Below are 25,806 nucleotides of genomic sequence, written 5' to 3' on the forward strand. Positions count from 1 at the left end.
TTCGGAGGATCGGTGAATCTAGCGGGCGGTGGATGCGCCCGAAGCTTTTACCTGTCAAAATCGCAGTTGGTAAACCTGATTAAAAGTGCGATCGCTATGGTGGATGATTACATTCTCAACTTGCTAGTTATTGGCATCCTCCTGCTTACCGTTACCTTGGGTTCCGGCTGGATTTCGCGATTGCCTCTATCTTATGCCTTAATTTATCTAATTGTCGGTATCGGATTGGGGCCCTACGGCGTCAAGCTGATTGACTTGCGCCCCGAAGCTCAATTTTTAGAAAGACTTACAGAATTTGTAGTTATTGTTTCTCTGTTCAGTTGCGGCTTAAAAATGAATCGCCCCCTGCAATTTTGGGCTTGGAATTCCACAGTGAGGCTGATCGGTTTTTTAATGCCCATTTCTATTTTTGCAGTGGCCGCCATCGGTCATTGGTTTGTGAAATTAGATTGGGGCCCGGCGATTTTACTGGGAGCAATTCTCGCTCCCACCGATCCAGTTTTAGCCTCAGAAGTTCAGTTAGCTCATCTAGACGATCGCGATGAATTGCGCTTTGGTTTAACATCCGAAGGCGGTTTAAACGATGCTTTAGCTTTTCCTTTTGTTTATTTCGGCATTTATTCGCTAAAAGATAACAACTGGTCGAACTGGTTTTCGCAGTGGGTAGCAGTTGACTTGATTTGGGCGATCGCCGCAGGTATCGTTATGGGAATTTTAGTAGCTAAAGCCGTCACCTGGATCGATCGGCAACTCCAACACTATCGACCAGCCGATCAATTAATGGAAGATTTCATTGCTCTCAGCACAATTCTGCTCACCTATTCCCTTACAGAAGTAGTCAACGGCTACGGATTTCTCGCAGTTTTTGTAGCAGGAATTGTCGTGCAGCGGAGTTACCGAAACCCAGAAAAGCCGCTTTCCCAACTGCACTTTACCGAGCGCATAGAAAAGTTAATGGAAGTAGCAACTATTTTACTATTAGGTTCGCTTTTGCGCCTAGAGCCTATGTTGGCCTATGGAGGCTACGCCCTCTTAGTAGCTGGATTGTTGATTTTTTTAATCCGGCCTCTGGGAGCTTGGATTAGTACGATCGGCAGTCCTTTACATCCCGCCAGCCGCTGGCTGTGCGGGTGGTTCGGCATTCGTGGTGTCGGTTCTATCTATTATCTTACCTATGCTTTGGGTAAAGGTTTGAAGGGCGAAACCGCCGAAAAAATTGCCTGGATTACCTTTACAACGATCGTACTTTCTGTGATTTTGCACGGTATTAGTTCCACCCCGTTAATGAACTGGTACGAGCGCCGCATCAAACCTAAAGTACCGGATTTAGTTTAATCCATAGCAATTTGAATTTGCGATCGCCCAAACCCATCAAATCCCATCAAAGTCATATCTCTGTTACCGCTATATTTCCGCCAAAACACACGTCCACATCAGTCCCCCCAGCCCGATCGCGCTTGCATACTCCCCAACATAATAAAAGTATTCTCCAGACCTCCGGTACTCAACCGACAGCCGCTGCGTCGAAGGCTTGCAAAACACCTCGCGAGGGGGCAGGCACGGAGGCACTGCCCCTACAACCTAAGCATCAATGCGATCGACTTAAACAATAGTACGCTCAACATATCTTAAATAAACTTATGTTAAACAAATGCAATATTAAGGGTTAACGCAGTAAGCTGCTGTTTAAACTATAGAAGAGGCAATTACCACATATATTACTAAGTAATGAACACAGAACAAGCTACTGGATACCTTTTATGCATTATTGGTCTCTTGGGATTAATTGCAACGTTTTTTGTTACATTTCTCTTTATGTATGCTTCTGCTTTTTGCGGTACAGCCCCGCATGGTTGCGACTATGTTCAGGCAGAATTGATGAAATTTTTCATGTGGGCATTATTTTATTCCATATTGTTTATATCTATGATCGTAAGTGGTCAAAAGCTTATGAAATAATGCCGAAATTAGTCTTGCAGTGATAAAACTGCTGCATCAAATATTCGTACTCAGTGACCGAAAAACGCGCTTATTTTGGTAATTTTATGTCATTTAATGGCAGGTGAAAAGAAATCTGTTTAATTTTGCTTTATACTGTACACTTGAATCAGCGATCGACAGCTTGTCTGTGAGATTTTTAGGGACACGGCACAGCCGTTTTCTGATCCATATCTGTGGCGAGTATCGACTTTGATTGACAGCTTGTCTGTGAGAGTTGAGAGACACGGCAGTGCCGTGTCGTTATCTAAATCGGCGAATTTCACGAAACGATCTAAACAGGTTTCACCCCAACTAATAAAGCCAGTTCCCGCCACTTCCAATAACAGTCTGCATCGGTAAAACCAATTTCTCTAAACCAGCGCAATTGCGTTTCCACATCCAGCAATTGATTAGAGGGATCGTCTGGCGAATCGCTAATACCCAACGCCTCTCGAAATTTCTCGTGTAAAGCGGGAGTTGCAGACGCTACGTGCTCCAAATTGCAAAAAATGCCTCCGGGTTCCAAAAGCTCGAAAATCTCAGTGTAAAGCGAACGTTTGCGATCGTCAGCTACATGATGAATCGCAAAACTAGAAACAACCGCATCAAACTTGCCCAAATCCGGTAGCGATTCATCAAAATTGTGCTCGATTACCGTGACATTCTGGTCATCAGCAAAGCGAATTCTGGCTTTTTCCAGCATTGTCGGCGAAAAGTCGATCGCCACACATTCCACATTTGGTCGATCGCACTTAAGCAGACCCAGCAACCGCCCGTCTCCCGTACCCACATCCAGAATTCGCTTAACATTTTTCGGCACTTCCTCCAACAAAACCGCTTCACCTTCAGTGCGGTGAGGAATGCCATCAGCTTTAGCAAGATACCACAAAGCGTGTTCCGCCGAAGTCCAAAGATTCACTTGACTCATTGTTTTTTACTCCTCATAAATCTCGCCGTTTTTGTGCGTAAAAATCCAACCAGTTCCGCTAGCTTTCGCGATTAAGTCATCATCGGGGTAATTAGCTGAATCACCAGCAGTGCGATCGCCAATTTCCAGATAAACAACATCTGCATTCGAGCGGTTGACTAAATGATGCCCATCTGCATCCCCCGCCGGAAAACCCGCCGCCATACCCGGTTTCAGCACTTGCTCTCCCGAATTTGTAATCAGAGTAACTTCCCCTTCCAGAACATAGATTAACTCATCTTGACGAGTGTGCCAATGCCTGAGAGCAGAACAACTTCCCGGCGCAAGTTTCACCAAATTTACCCCAAAATTCTGCAATCCGGCAGCATCGCCCAAGCGTTTTTTAACTCTCCCCGCAACAGCAGATTGGAATTGCTCAGGGTACTTGGAACCCGTAATTTCCGGCACATTTTTAGGATCGATAATCATAAAACCTTCCTTTCACCAATTGCCCACTCTTCTCAAAAAAAAATCACCTATTCTAAAGGTTTCAAAGTCGTAGGATTTTCCCGAATCGGTTTAATAAAACGGCTGTTGGCCCGCACAAAACAATTACCCTTAGCCGTGGAAATCGGCATCCAAGGTTTACCCTGAGAGTCAGAAATCATAATTTGATTGGCATTATTTCCTGTCACCGCTTGCAATCTTTTTCCGCGCCGAAACGCAGTCACCACAGGCCACTGCGAAACATTGTGTTTATTTCTTTCAAACAACTCAGCAGGTGCATCCAAACCGTCTACAGAAATTGATCGAAATCTCTGAGCCATCCGGCAATTCAACCCTTGAGAATCTGAGTCAACAACCACCCAATTTACCTGCCGGTTGCCCCGCTGTCTCGCAGGCGGAACCGGATAATCACCTTGCTTGTTAGCAACAGGTATTACTGAGGCTAAATTAGCCCCCATTCCTAAAATCCAAGCTGCTGCCAGAAAGACAATTCTAATTTCTGCTTTCATTGCTACCAAAAATCCTTTAATTCGAGCTCATCACAATTTTATATTACCTGCCAGATCCCCGTCATTCCGGCATCCCACCTCCGACAGTTCCCGGAACTCATTAAGAATGTGTTATAAATATTGAGATTCATTAAGAAATATTGCTCAAATGCTCGTTTCCCCCTCCGGCGTCAGCAAACTCAAAGAATCTTTAAAAGAAAAAGTATTCTTTGGGAATGAGCCAACCCCCGAACTCATAGCCATCTTACTGATTTACTTCGTCCAAGGCATTCTCGGACTAGCCCGCTTAGCCGTCAGCTTCTTTCTCAAAGACGAACTCGGCATGAGTCCGGCAGAAGTCTCGGCAATGCTGGGCGTCGTCGCCCTGCCTTGGATTATCAAACCCGTCTTCGGCTTCATGTCGGACGGTTTGCCGATATTCGGCTATCGCAGACGCCCTTACATCGTCCTCTCCGGGCTGCTGGGAACGGCAGCATGGGTGAGCCTCGCAACAATTGTACACACACCGCTGGCAGCTACAGGCGCGATCGCCCTGAGTTCCCTCTCCCTCGCCGTCAGCGACGTAATCGCCGACTCCCTGGTAGTCGAAAGGGCCAGAAAAGAATCCGTTACCGACGCCGGTTCCCTGCAATCCTTATCTTGGGGCGCTTCAGCCCTCGGCGGATTAATTACCGCCTACCTCAGCGGTTCCCTGCTGCAACACTTCAGCACTCACACAATATTTTTAATCACCGCATCTTTCCCGCTAATTGTATCAGCAACAGCTTGGTTAATTGCAGAAGAAAAAACCGACAAAAGAACCGACTTTGAAACAGTCAAAGACCAATTCAAACAACTGCGGCAAGCTGTTACCCAAAAAACAATTTGGCTGCCCACAGCCTTTCTCTTCCTCTGGCAAGCCACCCCAAGCTCTGACTCCGCCTTCTTCTTTTTCACAACCAACGAATTAGGCTTTCAACCAGAATTTCTCGGTCGAGTGCGCCTCGTTACCAGCATTGCCGCTCTCCTTGGAATTTGGCTATTTCAACGCTTCCTCAAAACAGTTCCATTTCGAGTAATTTTTGGCTGGTCAACAGTCATTGCGACTGCTTTGGGCCTGACTACTTTATTATTAGTAACTCATGCCAACCGAGCTTTAGGAATTGACGATCAATGGTTCAGCATCGGAGACAGCCTGATCCTGACAGTAATCGGACAAATTGCTTATATGCCCGTCCTGGTACTGTCCGCGCGGTTGTGTCCCCCAGGCGTCGAAGCAACACTATTTGCCGTGCTGATGTCAGTCACCAACTTAGCAGGACTTTTGTCCCACGAAGGCGGTGCACTTTTGACCCACTTGCTAGGAATTACCGATCGCAATTTCGATAACCTCTGGCTGCTAATAGTCATCACAAACCTGTCCACACTTCTGCCCCTACCCTTCTTAAATTGGCTGCCCGCCGAAAGCACAGAAAGCGGCGATCCAAACTATCAAAAGTCTCTCCCGGTATTAGAACCAGAACCGGGCAGTTCCAAACCAGGCGGACAGCATTTCATGCCCGAATACTTTCCCGACTTAGTACCAACAGTAAGGTCACAAAGCCGCACCGCAGACAGCAAATAAAGGCAGGCACACAGGGATTTTGATAGAGATACACGGATGAATTTAACTGTGTTGCCTAACTCTCCGAATTTCCTTCTCTCTGCGCCCTCTGTGTTCTCTGCGGTTAAATCAAGAAAAGCTTATTATACTCATGCAAAAATTACAGATTTCCCAACCTCAAACAGCCGCCAAAAACGTATCATACGATCGCACAGACTGGCAGCGCGGCTACGAATCCCAACCCAACGAATCCGACTACTGGATTGACGACATAGAAGGCGAAATCCCCCCCGGCTTGCAAGGCACATTCTTTCGTAACGGGCCCGGATTATTGGATGTCAACGGCCAGCGCATCCACCACCCGTTTGACGGCGACGGGATGATTTGTGCGATCGCAATATCCGAAGGCAGCGCCCATTTCCGCAATCGATTCATACACACAGAAGGCTATCTCGCCGAACAAAAAGCCGGAAAAATCCTCCACCGAGGCGTTTTCGGCACACAAAAGCCAGGGGGTTGGGTAGCCAACATCTTTGATGTCAAAATCAAAAACATTGCCAACACCAACATCATTTATTGGGGCGACAAACTGCTAGCACTTTGGGAAGCCGCACAGCCCTACAGACTCGACCCCCGCACCCTAGAAACACTCGGCTTAGACACCCTAGATGGCATCTTGGAACCCGGTGAAGCCTTCGCCGCCCACCCGAGAATCGAAAAAGGGAAAAATGGCAAAGGAGACAGATTAGTAAACTTTTCCGTCAAGCCGGGTTTGTCGAGTACCATCACTATTTACGAATTCGACGAAAGCGGCAAACTTTTGCAGCGTCACGCCCATGCAATACCGGGTTTTGCCTTCCTTCACGACATGGTAATTACCCCGAATTACTGCATATTCTTCCAAAACCCCGTCAGCTTCAATCCGCTGCTTTTCGTGTTAGGATTTCGGAGTGCAGCGCAGTGTATTCAATTTTCGCCAAACAAGCCAACGCAAGCAATTTTAATTCCCCGCAACGGCACTGACGAGGTGAAGATATTAGAAACTGAACCTTGTTTTGTCTTCCACCACTGCAACGCCTGGGAAGAAGGAGGGGAAGTTTTTGTAGATTCAGTTTGTTACGAATCATTTCCAACCGTAGAATCGGACGGCGATTTTCGCGAGGTTGATTTTGAGAGCGTTCCAGCGGGCGAATTGTGGCGCTTTAAGTTAAATTTGCAAGACAAAACCGTGCAGCATCAAGTTGTTGAAACTCGGTGCTGCGAGTTTCCCACTCTGCATCCCAATAATGTCGGACAACCTTACCGATATCTTTACATCGGTGCTGCTGATGCTCCCACGGGAAATGCTCCTTTGCAAGCTATCCTCAAAATAGATTTCGTGACTGGTGAAAGGCAAATTTGGAGTGCTGCGCCACGTGGTTTTGCAGGGGAACCGGTGTTTGTTCCCCGTGGTTCAGGCGTCTCGCCTGAAGGTGCAACGGCTGAGGATGACGGCTGGCTGCTGGTTTTAATGTATGATGCAGCTAATCATCGATCGACCTTAGTGATTTTAGATGCTCGCGATATTACCAAAGGCCCTGTAGCGCGACTGCATTTAAAACAGCACATTCCCTACGGTTTGCACGGCAGTTTTACACCAAATGTATTGCTTCCTATCGGTTCGTAGTTGCGCTACTATGGGCGGGATCTCCTGCCCAACCCCTACTCCTCACAAAAAAATTAAATTCTTGTGGAACAGGCATCTTGCCTGTTCCTAAAAATGGTGTAAAATGTCAGTTTTAACTGAGATTGTGCACCATTCTCAATAAGCCTTTTAGGAGCGGGATATGGAGCCGACGCACAAGAAATTCACTCTTTGTGGGACAGGCAGGAAAGCCTGTTCATAAAAATCGTGCAAGATGTTAGTTTTCACCGATTTTAGCTATGAGATACAAGTTTTAACCCCTGACGGACTGACGGACTCGCGGACTGGGAGACTGCGTAAGATACTAACAACAAATCACAAGATAAAATATCCATAATAAATGCAAACTCTCAACGAATTTTCTGTCAAAAAACTACTTATTTTCATTTTTAGTATATTCGTAATCTTTGCAATTATCTTATCTATTTACTCTCACAATGCTAACGCCCAAGAGCCTTACAATTTATCTCCAGAAGGCGCTGTAGCGTCCAAAGGCTTGGTTGAGGTTAAAATGACATTAATTGCCGTTGATCCCATTAAAAACGAATTAGAAGCCCGCTTGCAGTTTGAACTCAAGGGTATTTATAAAAAAGGGCCAACTTACCCGGCTCAAGACTTGTTAATGACAGTTAACGGCGCCAATGTACCGGATTCGGAAATTACCTTTAAAGAAGGCAAACCGATGATTGTCCCTGCATTGAAGTTTAACTTAGTCAAAGGAAAAATTAACAATTACCCGTTTGATAGGCACATTGCTAAAGTAGCTATTTCGATTGACCCGCTGCCTTCGATTGGTAAAAAGTTTGCTCCATTTGAACTGAATCCCGTGCCGCTGGAATTTAAGTTTAATGCCGATGTTCCAGGTTTCGACATCAGTTATAAGCCGATGGAAGAGAATTCATCTATCTTTATTTATATCGATGTTTCTGCCACTAGATCGCTCCCGGTGAAATTCTTTGCGTTAGTGATTATTGTCATCATGTGGGTGCTGTCAATTATGGCATTGTTGCTAGCATTAAAAGTGATGAAATCGGGCAAAGTGCCGGAAGTGGGAATGCTGAGTTGGACTGCTGTGATGCTGTTTGCTTTTCCCGCTATTCGCAACGCTCAACCGGGAGTGCCTCCGGTGGGAACTGCCAGTGATTTTCTGTCGTTTTTTTGGACAGAAATTATAGTTGTGGTGGCTTTAGTTATTATTGGTAGCTGTTGGTTGAAGCGGTATCATCCGCCGATTGAATGATTTTAGATTTTAGATTTTAGCTTTGAAAAATTCCCCCCACAGATAAATCAGGGGGCTTGTACGCTGGATACTTTCCATTAACAGCCAACAGTCAACTGTTAACTAAATTCAAAGATTCAGTTTTGGACTTCCAAATTCTCAATATCCTTTGCAGGTACGCCCAAACCGCGCAAGATAGTAAAAGCAATAATTCGATATCCCGACGGATTGGGATGAACTCCATCTGCAGCTAACAAATTCAAAGTTTTGCCCGCGTGCTTTTGATAAGTGCCGATAACTTCCCGACAAGGCCCATTCAAATCGATAAACAAACACTGATTCTCTAACGCAATTTCTCGCATCGCGGCAATATACTCTTGCAACCTGCGATTTTCTGGGCCGTCGAGAATTTCGCCGATAGGAGTAGGAGAAAGCAGTACAACTCGAATTCCTGCGGCTTTTGCCGCCAGCACCATTTGAGTTATTTTCTCTCGATATTCTGCCAGTGGCACTCCCTTGGGCAAATTGCCTTGCGGATAAAACTGACGGTTTTGGAAGTCGAAGAAAGCGTGCCAAACGTCGTTGACTCCGACATTAATCATCACTAAATCTGGTTTTTGGTCGATCGCATCTTTCTGGAAGCGCGCTTGCATATCAGTCGCCTTGTTACCGGAGATTCCGGCGTTGACGATTTCGATTTTGCGATCGGGATAAAGGGCATTCAGATAGCGTTGCAGCAGCCAAACGTAACCTCCGGGGTATTTCCCAGCCTCGGTGATGCTGTCGCCCACTGTCACAATTTTGCGCCGGCCCGCGAGCAGGTTCTGGATTTCTGGCGGTGGCGTTGCTTGGGATACGGATTCTTTAAACACGGGAATTAAGGAGTGAGGAATATTGAAGGCGATAACAGCAGCAATTACGGCAAGGGCAAGTCTAATTAAAAATTGCCTCAGCCGGGGTTTGGGACGGGGCGATAGCGCATTGGGAGACATTACGCAGATTCCTATTAAAACTATAACTATTTATGTCTGCAATAATATTATCCATTTCAGGGGTTTTTGTCACTTATTTCAATAACTCAGTCCTGGATTAAGAAAAACCTGGTTTGGACGCCAAATCCGAAGTTATAAGCCTTAAGCCTTAAACCTAGTTGTTGACCCCGCCTGCGTAAGTTGTACAGGTGAAATCACTGAGGTTTTTGTTGCCCCGATCAGTCCGTGTAATTGCCATCACAAAAAAGTTCGCTCAATGTCACATGATTTCTGCTACTTACAGCACAACTTTAGCAGGTAATCGTGGTTTATAATAATATTGATTAGTTCAGGAAAGAAGTTTTCAGGCGAGGTTAAAGCAATGGTAGCAAATTCAAATTTTTTATATCCTCAAAATCGCTATTACGGTGAAGTAAAGCCAGAGAATTTAGTATTTAATGCGAATTTACAAGAGTTTTCTCAGCGAGTGGGTTACATCAGTTCCTTGACATCTAACGGTAAAATCTCTGTGGAACAGGCATATACTCAGATCCAAACACTGTGGGAACAGGTGGAAAAGTCGAAAAAGCAGTTGGGAATTGGCGAAAATCCATTTTCAGCTTGAATAATTAGCGGTTGGCTTTGACGTTGATTTACGCCGATTGCTGACGATCGATTAATCCACAGCTTAAGATGAGAAAGTAGCTAGTGGCGATCGACCTTTTTGCCTATGAGTTCCGACCTAGTTCCTCTCCTTCCCAAAGTATCCGTCGGCCGCCGCGCCGCGGCCCTCTGCATCGACGGAATCGCAGTTGGGCTGCCCAGTTTGCTTCTGGGCAATAATTTGATCGTCCAAACCATATTTTTTGTTCTGCTGTGGCTGATCATGCGCGTAGCCATCGTCAGGAAAAACCAAGGTCAAAGTCTGGGGCGCTGGGCCTTGGACATGAAAATTGCCGATACCAGATTTTTTAGGACTCCCGGAGTGCAAGAACTGTGCAAGCGCGAGGCATTGCTGGGCATTTGCGCCGGCTTAGCCTTCGCAGGTATAGCTGGGATCACGTCTACCAACGCCGCCGTCTTGCTGCTGATGCTGCCCCTGGCGATCGACTGTAGCGTTGCCTTCAACTCCGCCGACAGGTTTCCCCAAGCTTTCCACGATCGCATCGGCCGGACGATGGTCGTCGGAACCCGCCGCGGCTACTCCCTCGACATCAAAGTTAGAAGATTGCTTGACCAAGTGCAGAGCAATGTGAGAAGATAATAAATTGTGTTTAAATTAGTCGAAATTTATTTAGAATTATGGCTAAAGGCGTCCGCATCATAATTACTCTAGAGTGTACTGAGTGCCGTACAAACGTAAGCAAACGCTCAAAAGGCGTGTCTCGGTACACCACCACCAAGAACCGTCGCAACACGACGGCGCGGCTGGAACTCAAAAAGTTCTGCCCCCACTGCAACCAGCACACTGCCCACAAAGAGATCAAGTAGTGATTAGTCATTAGTCCTTAGTCATCAGTCATCAGTTGTTGGCAATTGATATTGAACCCGCCCAAAAACGGGTAAAATCCCCCGACAATCCTGATTGGAGATCGCAAAATTTTAGACGAAGGTTCAATCTCCCAGATTCATTTGTGGAGTAAATCTAAAATCTAAAATCTAAAATCTAAAATCTAAAATCGACTGACCCGCGAAAAGCAGATAACTAAAAAATGCTTTACTGACGGGTAGCAACTAACGGCTAATAACTAAAAACTCACAGTCAACAGTCAACAAACAACAGTCAACAAACAACAAACCATGACTTACTTTCGCCGGCGCGTTTCGCCCATCAAACCAGGAGACCCGATCGACTACAAAGATGTCGATTTGCTCAAAAAATACGTCACAGAACGCGGTAAAATTTTGCCCCGCCGGATTACCGGATTGACGGCAAAACAGCAGCGAGACCTGACCAGAAGCATCAAAAGAGCAAGAATTGTAGCTTTGATGCCCTTCGTAAACCAAGAAGGTTAACAGGATTTGGGATTTTGGGTTTTAGATTTTGGACTGGGAAGAAGACTTGCGCGAAAAAAACATCTTTCTGTCATTAAGAGTGCAGCAAGAATGCAGCGGAAAAATCGCGAAATAGGGTTAAGAGTAGCCGCAGCGCAAGTCTTAATCACAAGTCAAAAGTTAAAAAAAAAAGCAAGAAAAAAGAACAACTTTTTAGATTTTAACTTTCACAATTGACCAGAAAAATTGCCAATATCCAAAATCTAAAATCGCAAGCTCGAAACTCGATAAGTGGCTACTGTAAAAATCCAAAATCTCAAATATAAAGCTGGCAAGTGGAGAAGGGAACGTTAGTAGAATTTAGAGTGCACGGCGACCGCCGTCTGGCAGTTGCCGATCGCCCCGACGGCAAGAAAAACTGGGTGGTGGTAGACGAAAATGGTCAACCGCACAGCATACCGCCCAAACAAATCACCTACGAAGTAGTCGGAGAAACTTACAAACCCTCCGATATTCCCAAATTTCTCAAAGAAGTAGAAGCATACTCAGATCCGTCGAGTTTGGAAGTCGCTTGGGAACTTTTAGTCGGTGACGGAGAAACAGCAGATCCCAAATCCCTGGCAATGCTGCTATTTTCGGAGAGTAGTGGGGCCCAGTGTTACGCGGCCTACTGTTTGCTATCAACAGACAAACTGTATTTCAAACAAAAGGGCGATCGCTACGAACCGCGATCTGCAGCCCAAGTAGCCGAAATCAAACACCAGCAAGAAGTAGAACAGCAGCGACACCAAGAATCCCAAGGATTTTGGGATCGAGTCAAACAGCGGCTGGCAGGGGAAAATGTAGATTGGGAAAATAGCGATCGAACTCGCCTCGACGCCCTAGAACGCTTTGCCCTCCTCGGAGAAGAAGCAACGCACCGCACCCCAGCCTTAGAAACTTTAGCCAGCTTACAACGATCGGAAAACCCCGAAGCAGCATTTGGCCTCCTAGTCGATCTCGGCCTCTGGAGTACCCACGAAAACCTGTTTTTGCGGCGAAGCCAAATTCCCCTACAATTCTCCGCAAAGGTATTAGAAGTGGCCCAACGCTGCCTAGAAAATCCCCCCACCGACTCCGACACAAATCGTCTCGATTTAACTCACCTCAAGGTTTACACGATCGACGACGAAAGCACCACCGAAATCGACGACGGCCTCAGCTTAGAATTCCTCGAAAACGGCCAGCAGCGGATCTGGATACACATCGCCGATCCCACCCGCTTGCTTTCCCCCGGAGACGAACTCGACCTCGAAGCCAGAAAGCGCACCACTACGGTTTACCTGCCCACGGGAATGATCCCCATGTTTCCCCCAGCTTTGGCAACCGGGCCAATGAGTTTAATTCAAGGCAAAGAGTGCAGCGCCCTCAGCTTCAGCGTCACCTTAGACGAAATCGGCGCGGCTCAAGATTACAGCATCCACATCAGCACCATAAAACCCACCTACCGCTTAACTTACGATGACGTAGACGAAATGTTGGAGTTGGGAATCGAAGCAGAACCGGAAATAGCAGCGATCGCCTCTGCAGCAAAACTGCGCCAAAAATGGCGGGAAGCCCAAGGCGCAATCAGCATATTCATGCCCGAATCCGTCATCAAAGTCAACGGCGACGACATCAAAATCCACGTCATTGACGACTCCACAGCCCGGATGCTAGTAGCCGAAATGATGATTTTAGCCGGCGAACTAGCCGCCCGCTATGGTCAAACTCACAGCCTGCCCATACCCTACCGCTATCAGCCACAGCCCGAACTCCCTCCGGATGAAGAACTGCTGGCCGTGCCTGCAGGCCCCGCCCGCGCTTGCGCCGTGCGCCGCTGTATGCCCCGCAGCGAAATGGGCCTGACTCCGGGACGCCACGCCGGCTTGGGTTTGGAATTATACACTCAAGTTACTTCCCCGATCCGCCGCTATACCGACTTGCTGACTCACTTCCAAATCAAAGCCCATCTGCGGGGCGAACCACTGCCTTTTTCCGCTGAAGAAATACAGGACATTGTGATGTGTCTTGGCACCGCAGTTAAAGAAGCATCCACCGTCGAACGCCAAACTAACCGCTATTGGGGATTGGAATATTTGCGGCGCAACCCCGATGAAGTTTGGGAAGCTTTAATGCTGCGCTGGCTGAGGGAAGACAGCAATCTTGGATTGATTTTATTGGAAGAGTTGGGTTTAGAATTGGCAATGCGATTTGGTCGATCGGTCGAAATAGGCGATCGGCTAGAAGTCAAAGTTACCCACTGCGATCCGCGATCGGATGTCATTAACTTCCAAGAAATGATTTTTGAAGCCGCACAATAGGATTTTAGATTTTAGATTTTAGATTTTGGATTGCAAAAATCTGTGTTGAAGGCTGAAACTGAGGATAAATCTCGTTTTTAGTCGAGTTTCTGACAATCAAGCATCCAGGATACCCGCCACGTGATTCATTCCTTCGGAGACTCAGGACCCAGAAATAAAAAACCTGTATCCGATGAAACTTGCCGAACGTATTTATCTCGCGCAAGTCAATGCTTCAATTCTTTAATCTAAAATCTAAAATCTAAAATCTAAAATCGATTGACCCCCTCGCATTCCCCTTGTCAAGGGCACGGGGGTAAAAAAGATGATGGTTTCATATCTAGTCCTGTAAAATAATCCTAATTCTTGTGTGGCCTGGTTCACCCCCAAGTTGTAATATAAGCCAGAAATCCCGTAAACCCGCCCCGACCAAAATATTGTGGTCTATCGACTCGACATGATATCCGATCCAAGACAGGTAATACTTTTGACGTTAAATTGACACGACACGCTTTGTTATCTCCTCTCTTCCTCCGTGTCCTCTGCGTCCTCTGCGGTTAATAAAAAACTTCACCATTGTCAAAATTGGAAGTTTTTACCCCAACCTAGTAATCTAAAATCTAAAATTTAAAATTTAAAATCGCCAAATGCCCAATTCAATTAGCCAAGTTCAGCCACCCCTGGAATTCATACCCCCAGCCTACAACCCCCTAGTGGTGCTGGGCACTCAGCAATTGCTCCCCTGCTGGCTGCGATTTCGGACGAGTATCAGCCACATTCAAGCCGAAAACGTCGAAACCCTCGCCGAACTCTTTCACCAATTTCAAAATCAAAAAGTTCGCTTCTTGCTAGCCTTCCGCCACCCCAACTCAGACGATCCCTACTGTTTGGGACAACTAATTTGGAAACTCGTTCCCCAGGCGGCGCGGGCCAAAGGCATTCCCCTGCAATTCCCGGTACATTCCCACTTTATCTACGATCGCGGCATTCCCCTGTGGGCCGGTGCGGGCGTCGGCTGGTTGTATTCCCAACTCGGTGGCACTCCGATTGTTCGCGGGAAGATCGATCGCCTCGGATTGCGATCGGCCCGCAATTTATTTGCCAACAGCCAATTCCCGATCGCCGCCGCCCCAGAAGGCGCCACCAACGGTCACAATGAAATAGTTAGCCCCCTCGAACCGGGAATTGCTCAAATGGGCTTCTGGTGCGTTGAAGATTTGCTAAAAGCCGGACGCACTGAAAAAGTTTTAATTGTGCCGATCGGCATTCAATACCGCTATGTCAATCCACCTTGGCAACCCCTAGAAAAACTTTTAACTCAATTAGAAATTGATTGCGGACTGCCACCCTTAGAACGCACCGACATCGCTAATTTAGAGACGACCAATCCCGATTCCGAAAACCCCAATCACAAATTCCAATATCTTCGCCTGATTCGACTTGGCGGTCATTTGCTAGCAGTAATGGAAGAGTTTTACAGCCGTTTTTATCATAAACAAATACAGCCAAAAACATCTATCTTAACATCATTATCCCTCCCCAACACAACGGGAAATGAGTCTGGTAATGAAGTAATGATAGCTCGACTGAAAGCTTTGTTAGACGTGGGTTTGCAAGTAGGAGAAGAATATTTTAACTTAAAGCCCAAAGGCAGTTTAATAGACCGCTGCCGCCGTCTGGAACAAGCAGGCTGGGAGTATATTTATCGAGAAGATATCAAAGATATTGCAGCACTTTCTCCCTTAGAAAGAGGATTAGCCGATCGCCTCGCTGAAGAAGCAAGTCTTCGGATGTGGCACATGAGACTTGTAGAAAGTTTCGTGTCTGTCACGGGCAGGTACGTCGCAGAACAACTGACAGCAGAACGTTTGGCAGAAACAACTTTACTGCTGTGGGACGTACTGGCTCGCATCAAAGGGGGAAATCCTTTCGGCAGACCGAAGTTGGGCAAACAGCAGGTACAAATGACCGTGGGCGAACCCATCTCAGTGAGCGATCGTTGGGATGGATATCAAACCAGCCGCAGGTTAGCAGTTGCCGAACTCACTCAAGACTTGCAATCAGCTTTAGAAGCAATGATTAAATCTTAATTAGTCGGATAAGGAAGAGCTTCCAGGGAAGAAGGAATATATATTTTTCTTCCCTGTATTTTTCTTTTTTGAACTATAAACAGATTGTTATAGACTTTTGGAATAGGTCTCATGAACCGCAAACCCTCGCTCGACAATGAACCAATAAAAATTAGCGATGACTAACAAACCTATCGATTTGTCTACTAACTCAATTAAAGTAAAACTGCTGAATAATTTAGCGCAGGAATTGCTCACACCGCTCACTTCTGTCCTCGGCATGGCAAGCGTGTTGAAACAAGAAATTTATGGCCCCTTAACGAGCAAGCAAAAAGAATATATTGACGTGATCCAAGACAGCAGCCGCTCTTTGCGATCGCTAGTTGAAGAAATTTTGGAACTGGCAGAACTAGATGATTCCGCTTTCACCTTGAAGCGAACCGCAGTCGATATAGAAACTTTGTGCCAGCAGGTTGTGACAATCCTGTCGTCGGCGGCAAGTAGACGAGAGCAAGAAATTAATTTGTCGATGGGGCCCGGGTCGCGCATCTGGTTGGTAGATAAAGATAAGGTTCAGCAAATGCTGCACCACTTACTTTTTAGCATTATTCAATCTGCTGGGGCAGGCAGCGTGATTCGAGTTCACGTTTCTCGCAAAGAAGACGGTATCAACATCGGAGTTTGGGTTTTTCATCCTTGGTTAGGGGAAAGTTTGCCCCATGCTAAACTCTACACCGACTACTTGTTGAAGGCCGGATCTGTTAGCGGTTCGCCATCGAACTCCGAAACCGACTCCCTCGGAGTCGAAGTGCAACTCCCGACACAGGGTTCGCAGCGATTAACGCTGGCGTTTTCTGAGTTGGCGGCTTTGGTGGCCGAGAATGCCGAGGATACCGCACCGGTGTTAGCTGGTTACGGGGCGCGGGAACGCTTGGGGCTGCTGCTTTGCTGCCAATTGGTGGAAATTCAAGGCGGTCAACTCTCAATTCAAGGCGCCCCGGAATCTGGATATCGCTACGTGCTCTGGCTGCCCTGCACAAATGCTACGGAATTGTTGGAAGGGTAAAGAAGGAAGAAGGAAGAGGGAAGAAGGAAGAAGGAAGAGGGAAGAAGGAAGAAGGAAGAAGGAAGAAGCAGTGTACAGGACGTAACTGCTGAAAGAAGGAAGAAAAATAACTCAACTTTTTTCAATTACCAATTGCCGATTACCAATTGCCGATTACCAATTCCCGATTAGCGATTAGCGATTCCCAATTAGCGATTCCCAATTACCAGTTACCGATTACTAAGTACAAATCTCAAATAGCAATGAATTCAGTTTGGCAACAGTTAACTCTGGCAAATTTGTCGCTCTCTCAGTGGCAAAGTAGAAGTTATTTATTCAATTTGGCGATCGGCTCTTTACGCAGTTGGCGGCAGAGTAGCTGGCTGATGCAGTGGGCCGAACCCTTGGGTTTTGTTTTGCTGGCCTTGACTTTCGGTTTGGCGCCGTTTGTAAACAATGCCTTGGTGGGGGTGTTGATGGCGGCTAGCGCTGCATTTTGGGTACTGCTGACTGTTTCGGACGATCGCGAGATCCCCTTGACGCCGATTCATTTGCTGGTACTACTGTACTGGGGCATTGCCACCGTCGCAACGGCGATGTCGCCGGTGAAAGTCGCCGCTGCTACTGGTTGGAGCAAGCTAACGCTGTATTTGCTGTTTTTTGCGCTGATGGCTCGGATATTGCGATCGCCCCGTTGGCGATCGTGGTTAATTGCCGTATTTTTGAACGTCTCTTTAATTGTCAGTTTCTACGGCGTGCGGCAGTGGATTGACAAAGTGCCACCATTAGCTACTTGGAACGATCCGACTTCTACTCAAGCCAATGTCACGCGAGTTTACAGCTTTCTGGGAAATCCTAACTTGCTTGGCTCCTATTTACTACCAGCCATTGCATTGAGCGCCGCCGCACTTTTTGTATGGAAAGGATGGGGAACAAAAATTTTAGCGCTGACGATGCTGGTGGTGAATGGCGCGTGTTTGCGCTACACGGACAGCCGGGGTGCTTGGATCGGTTTTGTGGCCCTACTGGTGGTATTTTTAGTGCTGCTGTGGTACTGGTACAGCCCTTTGATGCCTCGGTTCTGGCGAACTTGGGCGCTGCCGTTAGGGTTAGGAGGTTTGGCGGGAGCCTTAATTTTGGGAGTGGCTTTAGTGGAGCCTCTGCGCGATCGAGTTTCGAGTATGTTTATCGGCAGAGGTGACAGCAGCAACAATTTTCGGATTAATGTTTGGACGGCGGTGATTGACATGATTCGCGATCGACCAATTCTCGGAATTGGGCCGGGAAACACTGCTTTTAATAAAGTTTATCCGCTTTATATGAAGCCGAAATTCACTGCTTTGAGCGCTTATTCCGTGCTGCTGGAAATTGCGGTGGAAACCGGTTTTATCGGTTTAATGTGTTTCCTGTGGCTGATGACTGTCACCGTCAATCAAGGTTTGTTGCAGATAAAAAATCTGCGGGATGCACAATTTAAAATCTCTAGTTTGGAGGAAGAATCCCAAAATCCCAAATCTCAAATCCCAAATCTCAAATCGAATCAGGGGTTTTGGTTGATTGGGGCGATCGCAACTTTAGCCGGCATGATGGCCCACGGTTTTGTCGATACAGTTTGGTACAGGCCCGAAGTTAATATGCTTTGGTGGTTGATGGTGGCGATTATTGCTAGTTTTTACAGCTACTCGCATCAGCAGCAGCAAGATTCAGCTTTGACTGAGGGCGAGTAGATAGAATTGCTGGCGGGGATTTTCTCCCCGCCCGGTGGCAGGGCGGTTTCATTCTCAGGGAAATCATCGTTTTGTAGGGGTAGTGCTACCCCTACTCCCCGTGCCTACCCCCTCCACGGATAGGGAAATCATCGTTTTGTAGGGGTAGTGCTACCCCTACTCCCCGTGCCTACCCCTTCCACGGATGATGAAATCGATGTTTCAAATATCGGGAATCTTCACCAGGGTTTGTCCCTTGGTCGAATGAAACAGCCCTGCGCCCGGTGCGGATTCCAGCAATAGCCGATACAGCAAAGATTAAGAATTTTATCAGTGCAAAAAAAGAATGCAGCTTTATGCAAGCTGCAAACCATTATAGCCATAAGTTATTTTCAATTCTTCAATTCTTAATCTCACATCTCAAATGCTATAAGGTGCGGACGGCGCACCCAGCATACTACTATTACTACTACATACTACATACCTGTTGCTGTAAAGTGATGATGGTACACTCTACAAAATTTATTGAAAATAACTCTTATTATTCGCTCTCCGGAGTCATGATGAATCTCGGACACGCATATTTTCCACCATTTCTATCTCTGCACCGTCGCATGGACTGATTCGAATTGAACAGCATCTCGACTGATTCATTAACGGCAGATTTAACAGTCCCAGGAGTTGGCACTGCTTTTGAGGCTTGACTTAGCTCCAGTACCGTTATAATTGCCAGTAGAGTTGATGAAAGCAAAAGTGTGCGTTTCATTTATTTGTTTTTTCCTCGTTTAATCGTTGACGTGCCATCCCTATCCATATATCCTCATCGAATTCTTGAGAATCCGCATACTTTAGACAAATTTTCCACTGGGGTAGTGCTTCCTTAGTCTTTTTCATCTTTTCTAGGACTTGCGCTTTTAAGCAGTAACTTGCTGGTATTTCACTATCAAGTTTAATCGCTGCATCCAAATGTTGCAATGCCTCTGAATATCGACCCTGTTCCAGGCGAGCCCATCCTAAGTTTTTGAGTAAAGAATATTTTACTCGATCGTCCTCAGCTAATTTCAAACCTTGCCACAGGAAGTGAACGGCAGCCGGATAGTTTTTTTGATCGACTATATATAATCGAGCCAGATTGCTGTAAGCAGCAGGCAGACCGAGTTTAGCAGCTTGCAGATATTTTCCTCTGGCGCATTGTAAATCTTGCACCTCTTCGCAAAGCCATCCTAAATTGTAAAGAGCTGTTCGGCTTTTTGGATCTACCCAGAGCGCTAACTCATAGGCTTTTTGAGTATCCGCCAATCGGTTGGCTTTGTAGTTTTCAAACGCAATATTATTAAAAAAAGATGCCAGTTCCGGCAAAGCAATTTTCCAGCCGCCAAAGCCTACTGCTAGCATCAGCAAGAAAGCTCCCCACTTGGAGCTATGATGCTTTTTTGCTGGCTCTTTCATGGCATTGAAAATATTAGCTAATGGTGTCATTTTTAGCATTTTTTAACTTGAGAGTTGGGCGATATTTTGTTTGCTAGATTTAATTGCCACCCTAATGGCATCATAATCTTACGAAAGGACTCCGGTTTGAGCCCATTTCTCATAAGAGTTTGTCAGTCCACAGCCAAATGCTTGGGTAATGCTCCCACTACCCAGATGTATTCGAGCATAGGTTAATCATTCATGAGACTTCACAAGCCATCCGGATATTTTCAGAAAAAAAGAACCGGGAAGCCTGAGCCCGGAAGAAGGCACGACCGTTAGCTTTCGATAAGTAATAATACTTACTTGGGAGGCGAGGATCGCTGATATGCGACTGTATGAGGAGATAAGATGGCTCGCCTGAGTTTTAGGCGATAATAAAAATAAAACTTCTTGTGGTACGAGTCCGAAAGCCTGGGTAAGGGAGACGCTCACACTAACGTTTCCAGCACCACCCCAGGAGAGTCGATGGGATGAACTCCGGTGAAATAACTCTAATTAAGTTTGTAGTGACGATGGAAGCCCTCAAAATCCTAAAGAGGAGATATTGAGAAGTATTATGATGAGTAATTAACCGAACGCGAGCTAAAATAATCAATCACTAGGGACAATCACTAATCACTAATTACTAATTACTCCTGACTAATAAACATCTTCCGAAATTCAATTTCAACCTTTGAGTAGCAAAGGTTTCAGTTTCTTTTTCGGAGATGTCTAATGACGGATGACTAATGACGGATGACTAAAATTGCTTCATCGCTCTTTCCATATCCCGCTTGTCTTCGCGTTTCTTCAAATCTTCGCGCTTGTCGTACAGTTTTTTCCCTTTACCCAAACCGATATCCAGTTTTACCCAGCCGCCTTTCAAATACATTTTTAACGGCACTAAAGTCAACCCTTTTTCTTCCACTTTGCCGATTAATTTGCGAATTTCCTGCTTGTGCATCAGCAATTTACGGGTGCGGCGAGGCTCGTGATTAAAATAGTTGCTAGCACTTCTCCAAGGCGAAATGTGAACGTTGATAAGCCACAGTTCCCCGTTCCGAACTAAACCATATCCGTCCCGCAAATTTGCTTTTCCTTCCCGAATAGATTTGACTTCGGTTCCCTTCAACTCTATTCCCACTTGGTATGTCTCTATAATTTCATAGAGATGGCGCGCTTGTCGGTTATCGCTAACAATTTTGTATCCTGGGCTTTTTTCGCTCATTTTTACCTCTGCTAAAATTAATTATTATAACGCTAGCTTCTCTGTAGAGAAAATAGAAGCTTGACAAAACTTAAATAATCGGTCTGGACATTACCAATTTGGCTGAGCTAAGATGTCACCAACGTGAATGTCAAGCGGTATCATGCAGCGCACCAATATCACTGATTCTGCAATTCCAGATTCTGTTACTCCTCATCCTGCGGTTAATTTGGTTTGGCTGGCTCCTTTTTTGCTGGCGCTTGCTTGGTTTTGGGCCAATATCTCGGCAGTTAAGTGGCTGTTATCCTCATTTGTTGAGATACCCACACTATATAAAATAGTAATTGGCTTTCTGATTGTAGCATTAGTAGTGCGATCGATTGGGAACTCCGTTAGCGCAGCCCGCCCCTACGGGGGCTACGCCAACGAAGAGGATCGCCCGCCGGGATTTTCACCCAATTTCGTTTTGAGGCGAGATCCGCTGCTATTGATGTTGGGTGCGGGTATTTGCTCGATCGCCCTTCAGTACATAATTGATATCAAACAAATTACTGTCCTGCTATTTATCCTTGGAACTTACGGGCTGTGTGGCTTATTAGTGGATCCCAACTTTTGGCGAAAAAACTTACCAGTTGCGGGCTTGCTGGCTTGTATTTTACCATTTAATAGTCAGTTGAATAGCGGCTTAGGTTTGCCAGCGCGAGTGCTTACTGCTCAGGTAGTAGAACAGTTGCTCTCTATGCTGCACGTTGCGGCTATTTCTTCTTACGATATTATCGTTTTGGAAAACGGCATCGCTCACGTTGATGTGCCTTGTAGCGGCATTAAAACCCTCTTAGTCGGAACGCTATTTTTGCTAGCTGCTACCTGGCTGGAAGGGCGTAAATTGAGCTTAAGATGGCTAGCAGTCGGCGCTGCTAATCTCTTAATGTTGATGTGTGCTAACACTGCGCGGGTTGCCGTGTTAGTCCTGGTTTCCGAAGTTTTTCAACAGCCAAACCTAGCACAAATTATGCACGTTCCTCTGGGAATAGTCGGTTTAGTATGTGCTTGTTTTGTGACGTGGTTAATGCTGCAACGAGTACCGAAATTTCAGCCAGAAAAAACCAGCGGTATTTCTGCAAAACCAAACTCAGAAATTCTGCAAAATCACCCTTTAGCAAAACCCGGAATAATTGCAGCAGTAACAGTTTTGGCAGTCCTGGCTCAACTGTCTCATGTAGAAACGTCAAAAATGGCGATCGCCTCTTTAACATTACCTGAATACATTAAATCAGAGTCTATTCCCCTCAATCCTAACGAACAAAAATTCTTTGGCAACTATCCAGACACGCAAACACAAAAAATCAGATTTGTCGCCGGCAACTTGCGCGGTTCCATGCTCACAGTAGCCAGCACATCTTGGCAAACTTATCACGCCCCCGAGTTGTGTTTTGTAGCCAGCGGAATTCCCGTCAATCGCATAGAAAAAAAACAACTAACTCCTTCAGTAACAGCGCGCTGGCTGTCTCTCAAAAACAACCAATTATCAGCAGCATACTGGCTGCAATCTGCACAGCTAACTACAGATAACTTCATGTCCCGTATCGGCAGCGACCTCACCCACAAAAATCACAATTGGGTGCTAGTTTCCATTTTATTTGACAGCTCGCTACAAGCAGAAAATCATGAGGTAAAAGAGTTTGCGAGTAATGTATACACTACCGTTAAACAAAGTCTACAAGGAGAAATAAATGAAAATCAAACAGGTATTTGATGGAATTTTTCAAACAATTTTTTGGGTTTGGAATTTGACATTTTTATCGATTGTTTACTTGGGAATTTTGCCTATTATAGGAGGGCCATTAATTAAGGCGACAATCGATGGCATCATCCCGCTAGAGTTTTCTTTGACGATGGCAGCTACGATCGCAATACCCACACTATCTACCATAATCGGGCTCAGAACTGTTAGCAAGCAACCCCTACAGCTAATGCGTTGGTTTTACGGCGTAGAAGCACCGCTATTTTTGCTGTGTTTGCTCCGCTTGTTCCTGCTACGAGAACTCACCCCAGCTAGTTATCAAATTATCGCTACTATTGCTTTGTGCATTGCAGCATTTTCAGTGGAAATGCTGTACGGCTATCTGGGTAAAAAAGAAAATGTTCAGAATATCTCAGATTCTCAAACTTCCCATAATAAACAGCCTCGTTTTTTCAGGTTAATCGGAGAAAAGCGAAGCGCGTGGCTGCAATTAGGATGTCACAGTTTAATGCTAGTAGTTGGCATTTGGGCGGCAACATTGCTGATTTATTACGCTGTACCTGTGGCATTGTATACACTTTATGGATTCTTCACTGTAGTCATTGAATTTTTTAAGTTTACATGGGTATCAGCATTTTGGGATATCTTTAGATACGGGGAGTGGATCTGGGGTTTAATTTGGATACCTCTATCCTTTATATTGTTTGGTTTAACCTGTAGCTTGTTCGTTGTCATGCCTTCGCTGTACGGCTTTCTCTACATTCATTCCGGGCGGAAAATATGGCATAGTTTTGCTGCACAATACGGGAAAAATAAGGCGCTAATCGGAAGTTTGGGAGTCATAGCAGCTTGGCTGGCTATTTTCTCGGCTTTGCAGCAGCAGCCACAAGTTGCCGCACTGAAAATGCTAGCGACTCCCCCTGCAAATGACACGGTTCGCCAAACTTTATTAGCCAAGTCTGATATGATTCGATCTGGCTTAGTCAATGCTTATTTGTCCCCTTACCGCTACCTCAGCACTGTAGGAGAAAATAACCACATTTATGAGATGTACAAAAATAGTTTAAATTTGCCTGACGGAGCAGCTCAAACTGTTCAGAACAGCTATAATTTTTTAATGTCGCCGTTTTTGTATCAAGGCTCTAGTGCTGATGTAGAAAAAGCCGAAAAACTCTACGGCGAATTCTTCGATACGGAACTGCAAAAAGGCGACACAGAAGCAGTAAAACACGCGGTACAGTCAACCTCAAACCAGGAAGAAGCTAAAGCTGGTTTGCTGAATGTCAATCAAGAAAAAGTGTGGTTGCAGTCGCAAGAAGTGACAGTCAAAGAAAATGGCGACTGGGCTGACGTTCAACTCTACGAAGTTTACAAAAATCAAACGCCGAACTTGCAAGAAGTATTCTACTACTTTTCGCTGCCAGAAAGCGCGGCAGTTACAGGAGTTTGGCTAGGAGATACTGGCGATTTAAACAAACGTTTTGTATTTACGGTATCGCCTCGCGGTGCCGCCCAGCAAGTCTACAACCAACAGGTGAGAGAAAGAGTCGATCCGGCTTTGCTAGAACAAATTGGCCCCAAACAATACCGCTTGCGGGCTTTTCCAATCCCAGCTAAACGAGAATTCACCCAAACAGAAGGGCCAACGGAAATGCACCTGTGGCTTACTTACAAAGTCATGCGGCAGCCGCAGGGTTGGGCTATGCCTGTTTTGGCTGAGAAACGCAACATTTTTTGGAACCAAAATACTCGCCGCACGATTGCCGGAAAAGAGGTAAAATACAGCGGGAAAGAAGCAAGAGAAACTTGGCTGCCACCCTTTTTGCCCCCAGTCGCACAGCAACCTCTAACAGCGCAGCAGGCGGTTCTACCGGGAGGAAATATCATTTCTGCTAAGCCGCTGGCTGATGCAAATTACTCCCTACCGCAAGGCAAGAAATTTGCAGTTATTCTGGATAGTTCCCGCAGCATGGCGGCCCAACAGCAGGGAGTAAAAGAGACTTTTGAATGGTTAAAATCTAATGCAGCAGGCAAAAATGGTGTTGATTTGTATGTTGCCAGCGCTGCGGGAATGCCACCTAAGTTTGTGGAAGATTTACGCAATTTCGATGCAGCAAAGGTGACGTTTTACGGTACAATCCAGCTCAAAGATATGCTGCAACAGTTTGCACAGTTGCGGGGCGATAAAAGTTATGATACTGTATTTGTGGTGAGCGATCGCCACAGTTACGAATTATCGGACGATCGCAAACCTAAACTTTCCATTTTTGCACCACTGTGGACAGTGCATTTGGGAGGTTTGCCCCCCGGCTACGACGACGCAACTTTAAAGGTGATTCAAGATAGCGGCGGCGGAGTTTCTATAGATATGAAAGAGGCGATGCAGCGAGTAGCAACGACAGCAACTTCGGGCAAATCTACAGTTAGCGTTGTGGACGGCTATGTTTGGAGTTATGCCAAAACACCGCAGTCGAAAAAAACCGCAAAACCGGCCGCAGTTGCAGAGTTAAAAGATACGGGAAATGTAGGCTTTAAACCGATAGCTGCGCGGCAGTTGATAACTGCACTTAGCAAGCAGAAAAGTTCCAATCAATTGACGCAACTGGATGCAATGCACGCAGTAGCTAAAAATTTCAAAGTCGTGACGCCTTATTCTTCGATGATTGTGTTAGTTAATGACGCGCAAAGGGAGCAACTAAAACAAGCGGAAGCTAAGAACGATCGATTTGAGAGAGAGGTAGAATCGGGTAAGGAGGAGTTAACTAAACCGAATAATCCTCTGAATGTTTCGGGGGTTCCTGAACCGGAAGAATGGCTGCTTTTGGCGGTAGGTGCGATCGGGCTTTTGGTGATTTTCCTCCGCCAGCGGCGCGCGAAAATGGTAGGTTGAAAGTAAATCCGGGTTGGC

General features: G+C 46.0%; 21 protein-coding genes. 14 read left to right on the forward strand and 7 right to left on the reverse strand.

What is annotated here, in order from left to right; translation table 11 throughout:
• Positions 1 to 66: 66 nt before the first annotated feature.
• Positions 67 to 1,335, forward strand: coding sequence for a sodium:proton antiporter (locus QUB08_RS06390; protein ID WP_333223978.1), 1,269 nt, complete (start codon positions 67 to 69; stop codon positions 1,333 to 1,335).
• 937 nt (positions 1,336 to 2,272) lie between these two features.
• Here the strand turns inward: QUB08_RS06390 and QUB08_RS06395 are convergent.
• The 3 genes from QUB08_RS06395 to QUB08_RS06405 are packed head-to-tail and all read right to left on the reverse strand — an operon-like array spanning position 2,273 to position 3,903.
• Complete coding sequence (locus QUB08_RS06395) at positions 2,273 to 2,908, reverse strand: class I SAM-dependent methyltransferase (RefSeq protein ID WP_333223979.1); 636 nt, start codon at positions 2,906 to 2,908, stop codon at positions 2,273 to 2,275.
• 6 nt (positions 2,909 to 2,914) lie between these two features.
• Entirely contained in the window at positions 2,915 to 3,376 is a 462-nt protein-coding gene (locus tag QUB08_RS06400) for a cupin domain-containing protein (RefSeq protein WP_333223980.1), read from the reverse strand.
• Positions 3,377 to 3,423: 47 nt separating this feature from the next.
• Positions 3,424 to 3,903 (reverse strand): hypothetical protein, encoded by a 480-nt coding sequence (locus QUB08_RS06405; RefSeq protein ID WP_333223981.1) that lies wholly within the window; start codon positions 3,901 to 3,903, stop codon positions 3,424 to 3,426.
• Between the two features lie 148 nt (positions 3,904 to 4,051).
• Between QUB08_RS06405 and QUB08_RS06410 the strand changes: the two genes are divergently transcribed.
• The 3 genes from QUB08_RS06410 (at position 4,052) to QUB08_RS06420 (ending at position 8,409) form a co-directional block, all read left to right on the forward strand.
• Complete coding sequence (locus QUB08_RS06410; RefSeq protein ID WP_333223982.1) at positions 4,052 to 5,506, forward strand: folate/biopterin family MFS transporter; 1,455 nt, start codon at positions 4,052 to 4,054, stop codon at positions 5,504 to 5,506.
• Positions 5,507 to 5,636: 130 nt separating this feature from the next.
• Positions 5,637 to 7,151, forward strand: coding sequence for a carotenoid oxygenase family protein (locus tag QUB08_RS06415; RefSeq protein ID WP_333223983.1), 1,515 nt, complete (start codon positions 5,637 to 5,639; stop codon positions 7,149 to 7,151).
• 358 nt (positions 7,152 to 7,509) lie between these two features.
• A complete protein-coding gene (locus QUB08_RS06420; protein WP_333223984.1) occupies positions 7,510 to 8,409 on the forward strand; it encodes a DUF4436 family protein in 900 nt (299 codons plus the stop codon).
• Positions 8,410 to 8,525: 116 nt separating this feature from the next.
• On the opposite strand, the gene QUB08_RS06425 is transcribed toward QUB08_RS06420, so the two are convergent.
• A complete protein-coding gene (locus tag QUB08_RS06425; RefSeq protein WP_333223985.1) occupies positions 8,526 to 9,380 on the reverse strand; it encodes an SGNH/GDSL hydrolase family protein in 855 nt (284 codons plus the stop codon).
• A gap of 361 nt (positions 9,381 to 9,741) precedes the next feature.
• Between QUB08_RS06425 and QUB08_RS06430 the strand changes: the two genes are divergently transcribed.
• The 8 genes from QUB08_RS06430 (at position 9,742) to QUB08_RS06465 (ending at position 18,516) form a co-directional block, all read left to right on the forward strand.
• Positions 9,742 to 9,984 (forward strand): DUF7219 family protein, encoded by a 243-nt coding sequence (locus QUB08_RS06430; RefSeq protein ID WP_333163377.1) that lies wholly within the window; start codon positions 9,742 to 9,744, stop codon positions 9,982 to 9,984.
• A 105-nt stretch (positions 9,985 to 10,089) separates the two neighbouring features.
• On the forward strand, positions 10,090 to 10,623 hold the full coding sequence (locus QUB08_RS06435; RefSeq protein ID WP_333223986.1) for an RDD family protein: 534 nt from the start codon (positions 10,090 to 10,092) through the stop codon (positions 10,621 to 10,623).
• A 38-nt stretch (positions 10,624 to 10,661) separates the two neighbouring features.
• A complete protein-coding gene (gene rpmG, locus QUB08_RS06440) occupies positions 10,662 to 10,850 on the forward strand; it encodes a 50S ribosomal protein L33 (RefSeq protein WP_190658616.1) in 189 nt (62 codons plus the stop codon).
• Between the two features lie 309 nt (positions 10,851 to 11,159).
• The gene (rpsR, locus tag QUB08_RS06445) at positions 11,160 to 11,375 is read left to right on the forward strand and encodes a 30S ribosomal protein S18 (protein WP_006631377.1); all 216 of its coding nucleotides are present in this window, start codon (positions 11,160 to 11,162) and stop codon (positions 11,373 to 11,375) included.
• A 314-nt stretch (positions 11,376 to 11,689) separates the two neighbouring features.
• Positions 11,690 to 13,696, forward strand: a complete 2,007-nt coding sequence (locus QUB08_RS06450; RefSeq protein ID WP_333223987.1) for a ribonuclease R family protein — start codon at positions 11,690 to 11,692, stop codon at positions 13,694 to 13,696.
• Positions 13,697 to 14,322: 626 nt separating this feature from the next.
• Complete coding sequence (locus QUB08_RS06455; RefSeq protein ID WP_333223988.1) at positions 14,323 to 15,765, forward strand: 1-acyl-sn-glycerol-3-phosphate acyltransferase; 1,443 nt, start codon at positions 14,323 to 14,325, stop codon at positions 15,763 to 15,765.
• Positions 15,766 to 15,922: 157 nt separating this feature from the next.
• Positions 15,923 to 16,810: a histidine kinase dimerization/phospho-acceptor domain-containing protein gene (locus QUB08_RS06460; protein WP_333223989.1), complete on the forward strand. Its 888-nt coding sequence runs from the start codon at positions 15,923 to 15,925 to the stop codon at positions 16,808 to 16,810.
• Between the two features lie 242 nt (positions 16,811 to 17,052).
• A complete protein-coding gene (locus tag QUB08_RS06465) occupies positions 17,053 to 18,516 on the forward strand; it encodes an IctB family putative bicarbonate transporter (RefSeq protein WP_333224037.1) in 1,464 nt (487 codons plus the stop codon).
• A gap of 520 nt (positions 18,517 to 19,036) precedes the next feature.
• On the opposite strand, the gene QUB08_RS06470 is transcribed toward QUB08_RS06465, so the two are convergent.
• The 3 genes from QUB08_RS06470 to smpB form a co-directional block, all read right to left on the reverse strand.
• Positions 19,037 to 19,261: an Osc7112_2153 family protein gene (locus QUB08_RS06470; RefSeq protein WP_333223990.1), complete on the reverse strand. Its 225-nt coding sequence runs from the start codon at positions 19,259 to 19,261 to the stop codon at positions 19,037 to 19,039.
• Positions 19,258 to 19,974, reverse strand: a complete 717-nt coding sequence (locus QUB08_RS06475; protein WP_333223991.1) for a tetratricopeptide repeat protein — start codon at positions 19,972 to 19,974, stop codon at positions 19,258 to 19,260. The genes QUB08_RS06470 and QUB08_RS06475 overlap by 4 nt, the downstream gene beginning before the upstream one ends.
• A gap of 733 nt (positions 19,975 to 20,707) precedes the next feature.
• Positions 20,708 to 21,175: an SsrA-binding protein SmpB gene (gene smpB, locus QUB08_RS06480; RefSeq protein ID WP_006631384.1), complete on the reverse strand. Its 468-nt coding sequence runs from the start codon at positions 21,173 to 21,175 to the stop codon at positions 20,708 to 20,710.
• A 127-nt stretch (positions 21,176 to 21,302) separates the two neighbouring features.
• Between smpB and xrtO the strand changes: the two genes are divergently transcribed.
• On the forward strand, positions 21,303 to 22,910 hold the full coding sequence (gene xrtO, locus QUB08_RS06485) for an exosortase O (RefSeq protein ID WP_333223992.1): 1,608 nt from the start codon (positions 21,303 to 21,305) through the stop codon (positions 22,908 to 22,910).
• A complete protein-coding gene (locus QUB08_RS06490; protein ID WP_333223993.1) occupies positions 22,888 to 25,788 on the forward strand; it encodes a TIGR02921 family PEP-CTERM protein in 2,901 nt (966 codons plus the stop codon). The genes xrtO and QUB08_RS06490 overlap by 23 nt, the downstream gene beginning before the upstream one ends.
• Positions 25,789 to 25,806: the final 18 nt, after the last annotated feature.

The sequence above is a fragment of the Microcoleus sp. BR0-C5 genome (assembly GCF_036705045.1).
In the GTDB taxonomy this organism is placed as follows: domain Bacteria; phylum Cyanobacteriota; class Cyanobacteriia; order Cyanobacteriales; family Microcoleaceae; genus Microcoleus.

Excerpts from the sequence above, each read along its gene's own strand:
- QUB08_RS06395 (WP_333223979.1), bottom strand. The coding sequence starts at position 2,908 with ATGAGTCAAGTGAATCTTTGGACTTCGGCGGAACACGCTTTGTGGTAT.
- QUB08_RS06400 (WP_333223980.1), bottom strand. The coding sequence starts at position 3,376 with ATGATTATCGATCCTAAAAATGTGCCGGAAATTACGGGTTCCAAGTAC.
- QUB08_RS06405 (WP_333223981.1), bottom strand. The coding sequence starts at position 3,903 with ATGAAAGCAGAAATTAGAATTGTCTTTCTGGCAGCAGCTTGGATTTTA.
- QUB08_RS06410 (WP_333223982.1), top strand. The coding sequence starts at position 4,052 with ATGCTCGTTTCCCCCTCCGGCGTCAGCAAACTCAAAGAATCTTTAAAA.
- QUB08_RS06415 (WP_333223983.1), top strand. The coding sequence starts at position 5,637 with ATGCAAAAATTACAGATTTCCCAACCTCAAACAGCCGCCAAAAACGTA.
- QUB08_RS06420 (WP_333223984.1), top strand. The coding sequence starts at position 7,510 with ATGCAAACTCTCAACGAATTTTCTGTCAAAAAACTACTTATTTTCATT.
- QUB08_RS06425 (WP_333223985.1), bottom strand. The coding sequence starts at position 9,380 with ATGTCTCCCAATGCGCTATCGCCCCGTCCCAAACCCCGGCTGAGGCAA.
- QUB08_RS06430 (WP_333163377.1), top strand. The coding sequence starts at position 9,742 with ATGGTAGCAAATTCAAATTTTTTATATCCTCAAAATCGCTATTACGGT.
- QUB08_RS06435 (WP_333223986.1), top strand. The coding sequence starts at position 10,090 with ATGAGTTCCGACCTAGTTCCTCTCCTTCCCAAAGTATCCGTCGGCCGC.
- rpmG (WP_190658616.1), top strand. The coding sequence starts at position 10,662 with ATGGCTAAAGGCGTCCGCATCATAATTACTCTAGAGTGTACTGAGTGC.
- rpsR (WP_006631377.1), top strand. The coding sequence starts at position 11,160 with ATGACTTACTTTCGCCGGCGCGTTTCGCCCATCAAACCAGGAGACCCG.
- QUB08_RS06455 (WP_333223988.1), top strand. The coding sequence starts at position 14,323 with ATGCCCAATTCAATTAGCCAAGTTCAGCCACCCCTGGAATTCATACCC.
- QUB08_RS06460 (WP_333223989.1), top strand. The coding sequence starts at position 15,923 with ATGACTAACAAACCTATCGATTTGTCTACTAACTCAATTAAAGTAAAA.
- QUB08_RS06465 (WP_333224037.1), top strand. The coding sequence starts at position 17,053 with ATGAATTCAGTTTGGCAACAGTTAACTCTGGCAAATTTGTCGCTCTCT.
- QUB08_RS06470 (WP_333223990.1), bottom strand. The coding sequence starts at position 19,261 with ATGAAACGCACACTTTTGCTTTCATCAACTCTACTGGCAATTATAACG.
- QUB08_RS06475 (WP_333223991.1), bottom strand. The coding sequence starts at position 19,974 with ATGACACCATTAGCTAATATTTTCAATGCCATGAAAGAGCCAGCAAAA.
- smpB (WP_006631384.1), bottom strand. The coding sequence starts at position 21,175 with ATGAGCGAAAAAAGCCCAGGATACAAAATTGTTAGCGATAACCGACAA.
- xrtO (WP_333223992.1), top strand. The coding sequence starts at position 21,303 with ATGTCAAGCGGTATCATGCAGCGCACCAATATCACTGATTCTGCAATT.
- QUB08_RS06490 (WP_333223993.1), top strand. The coding sequence starts at position 22,888 with ATGAAAATCAAACAGGTATTTGATGGAATTTTTCAAACAATTTTTTGG.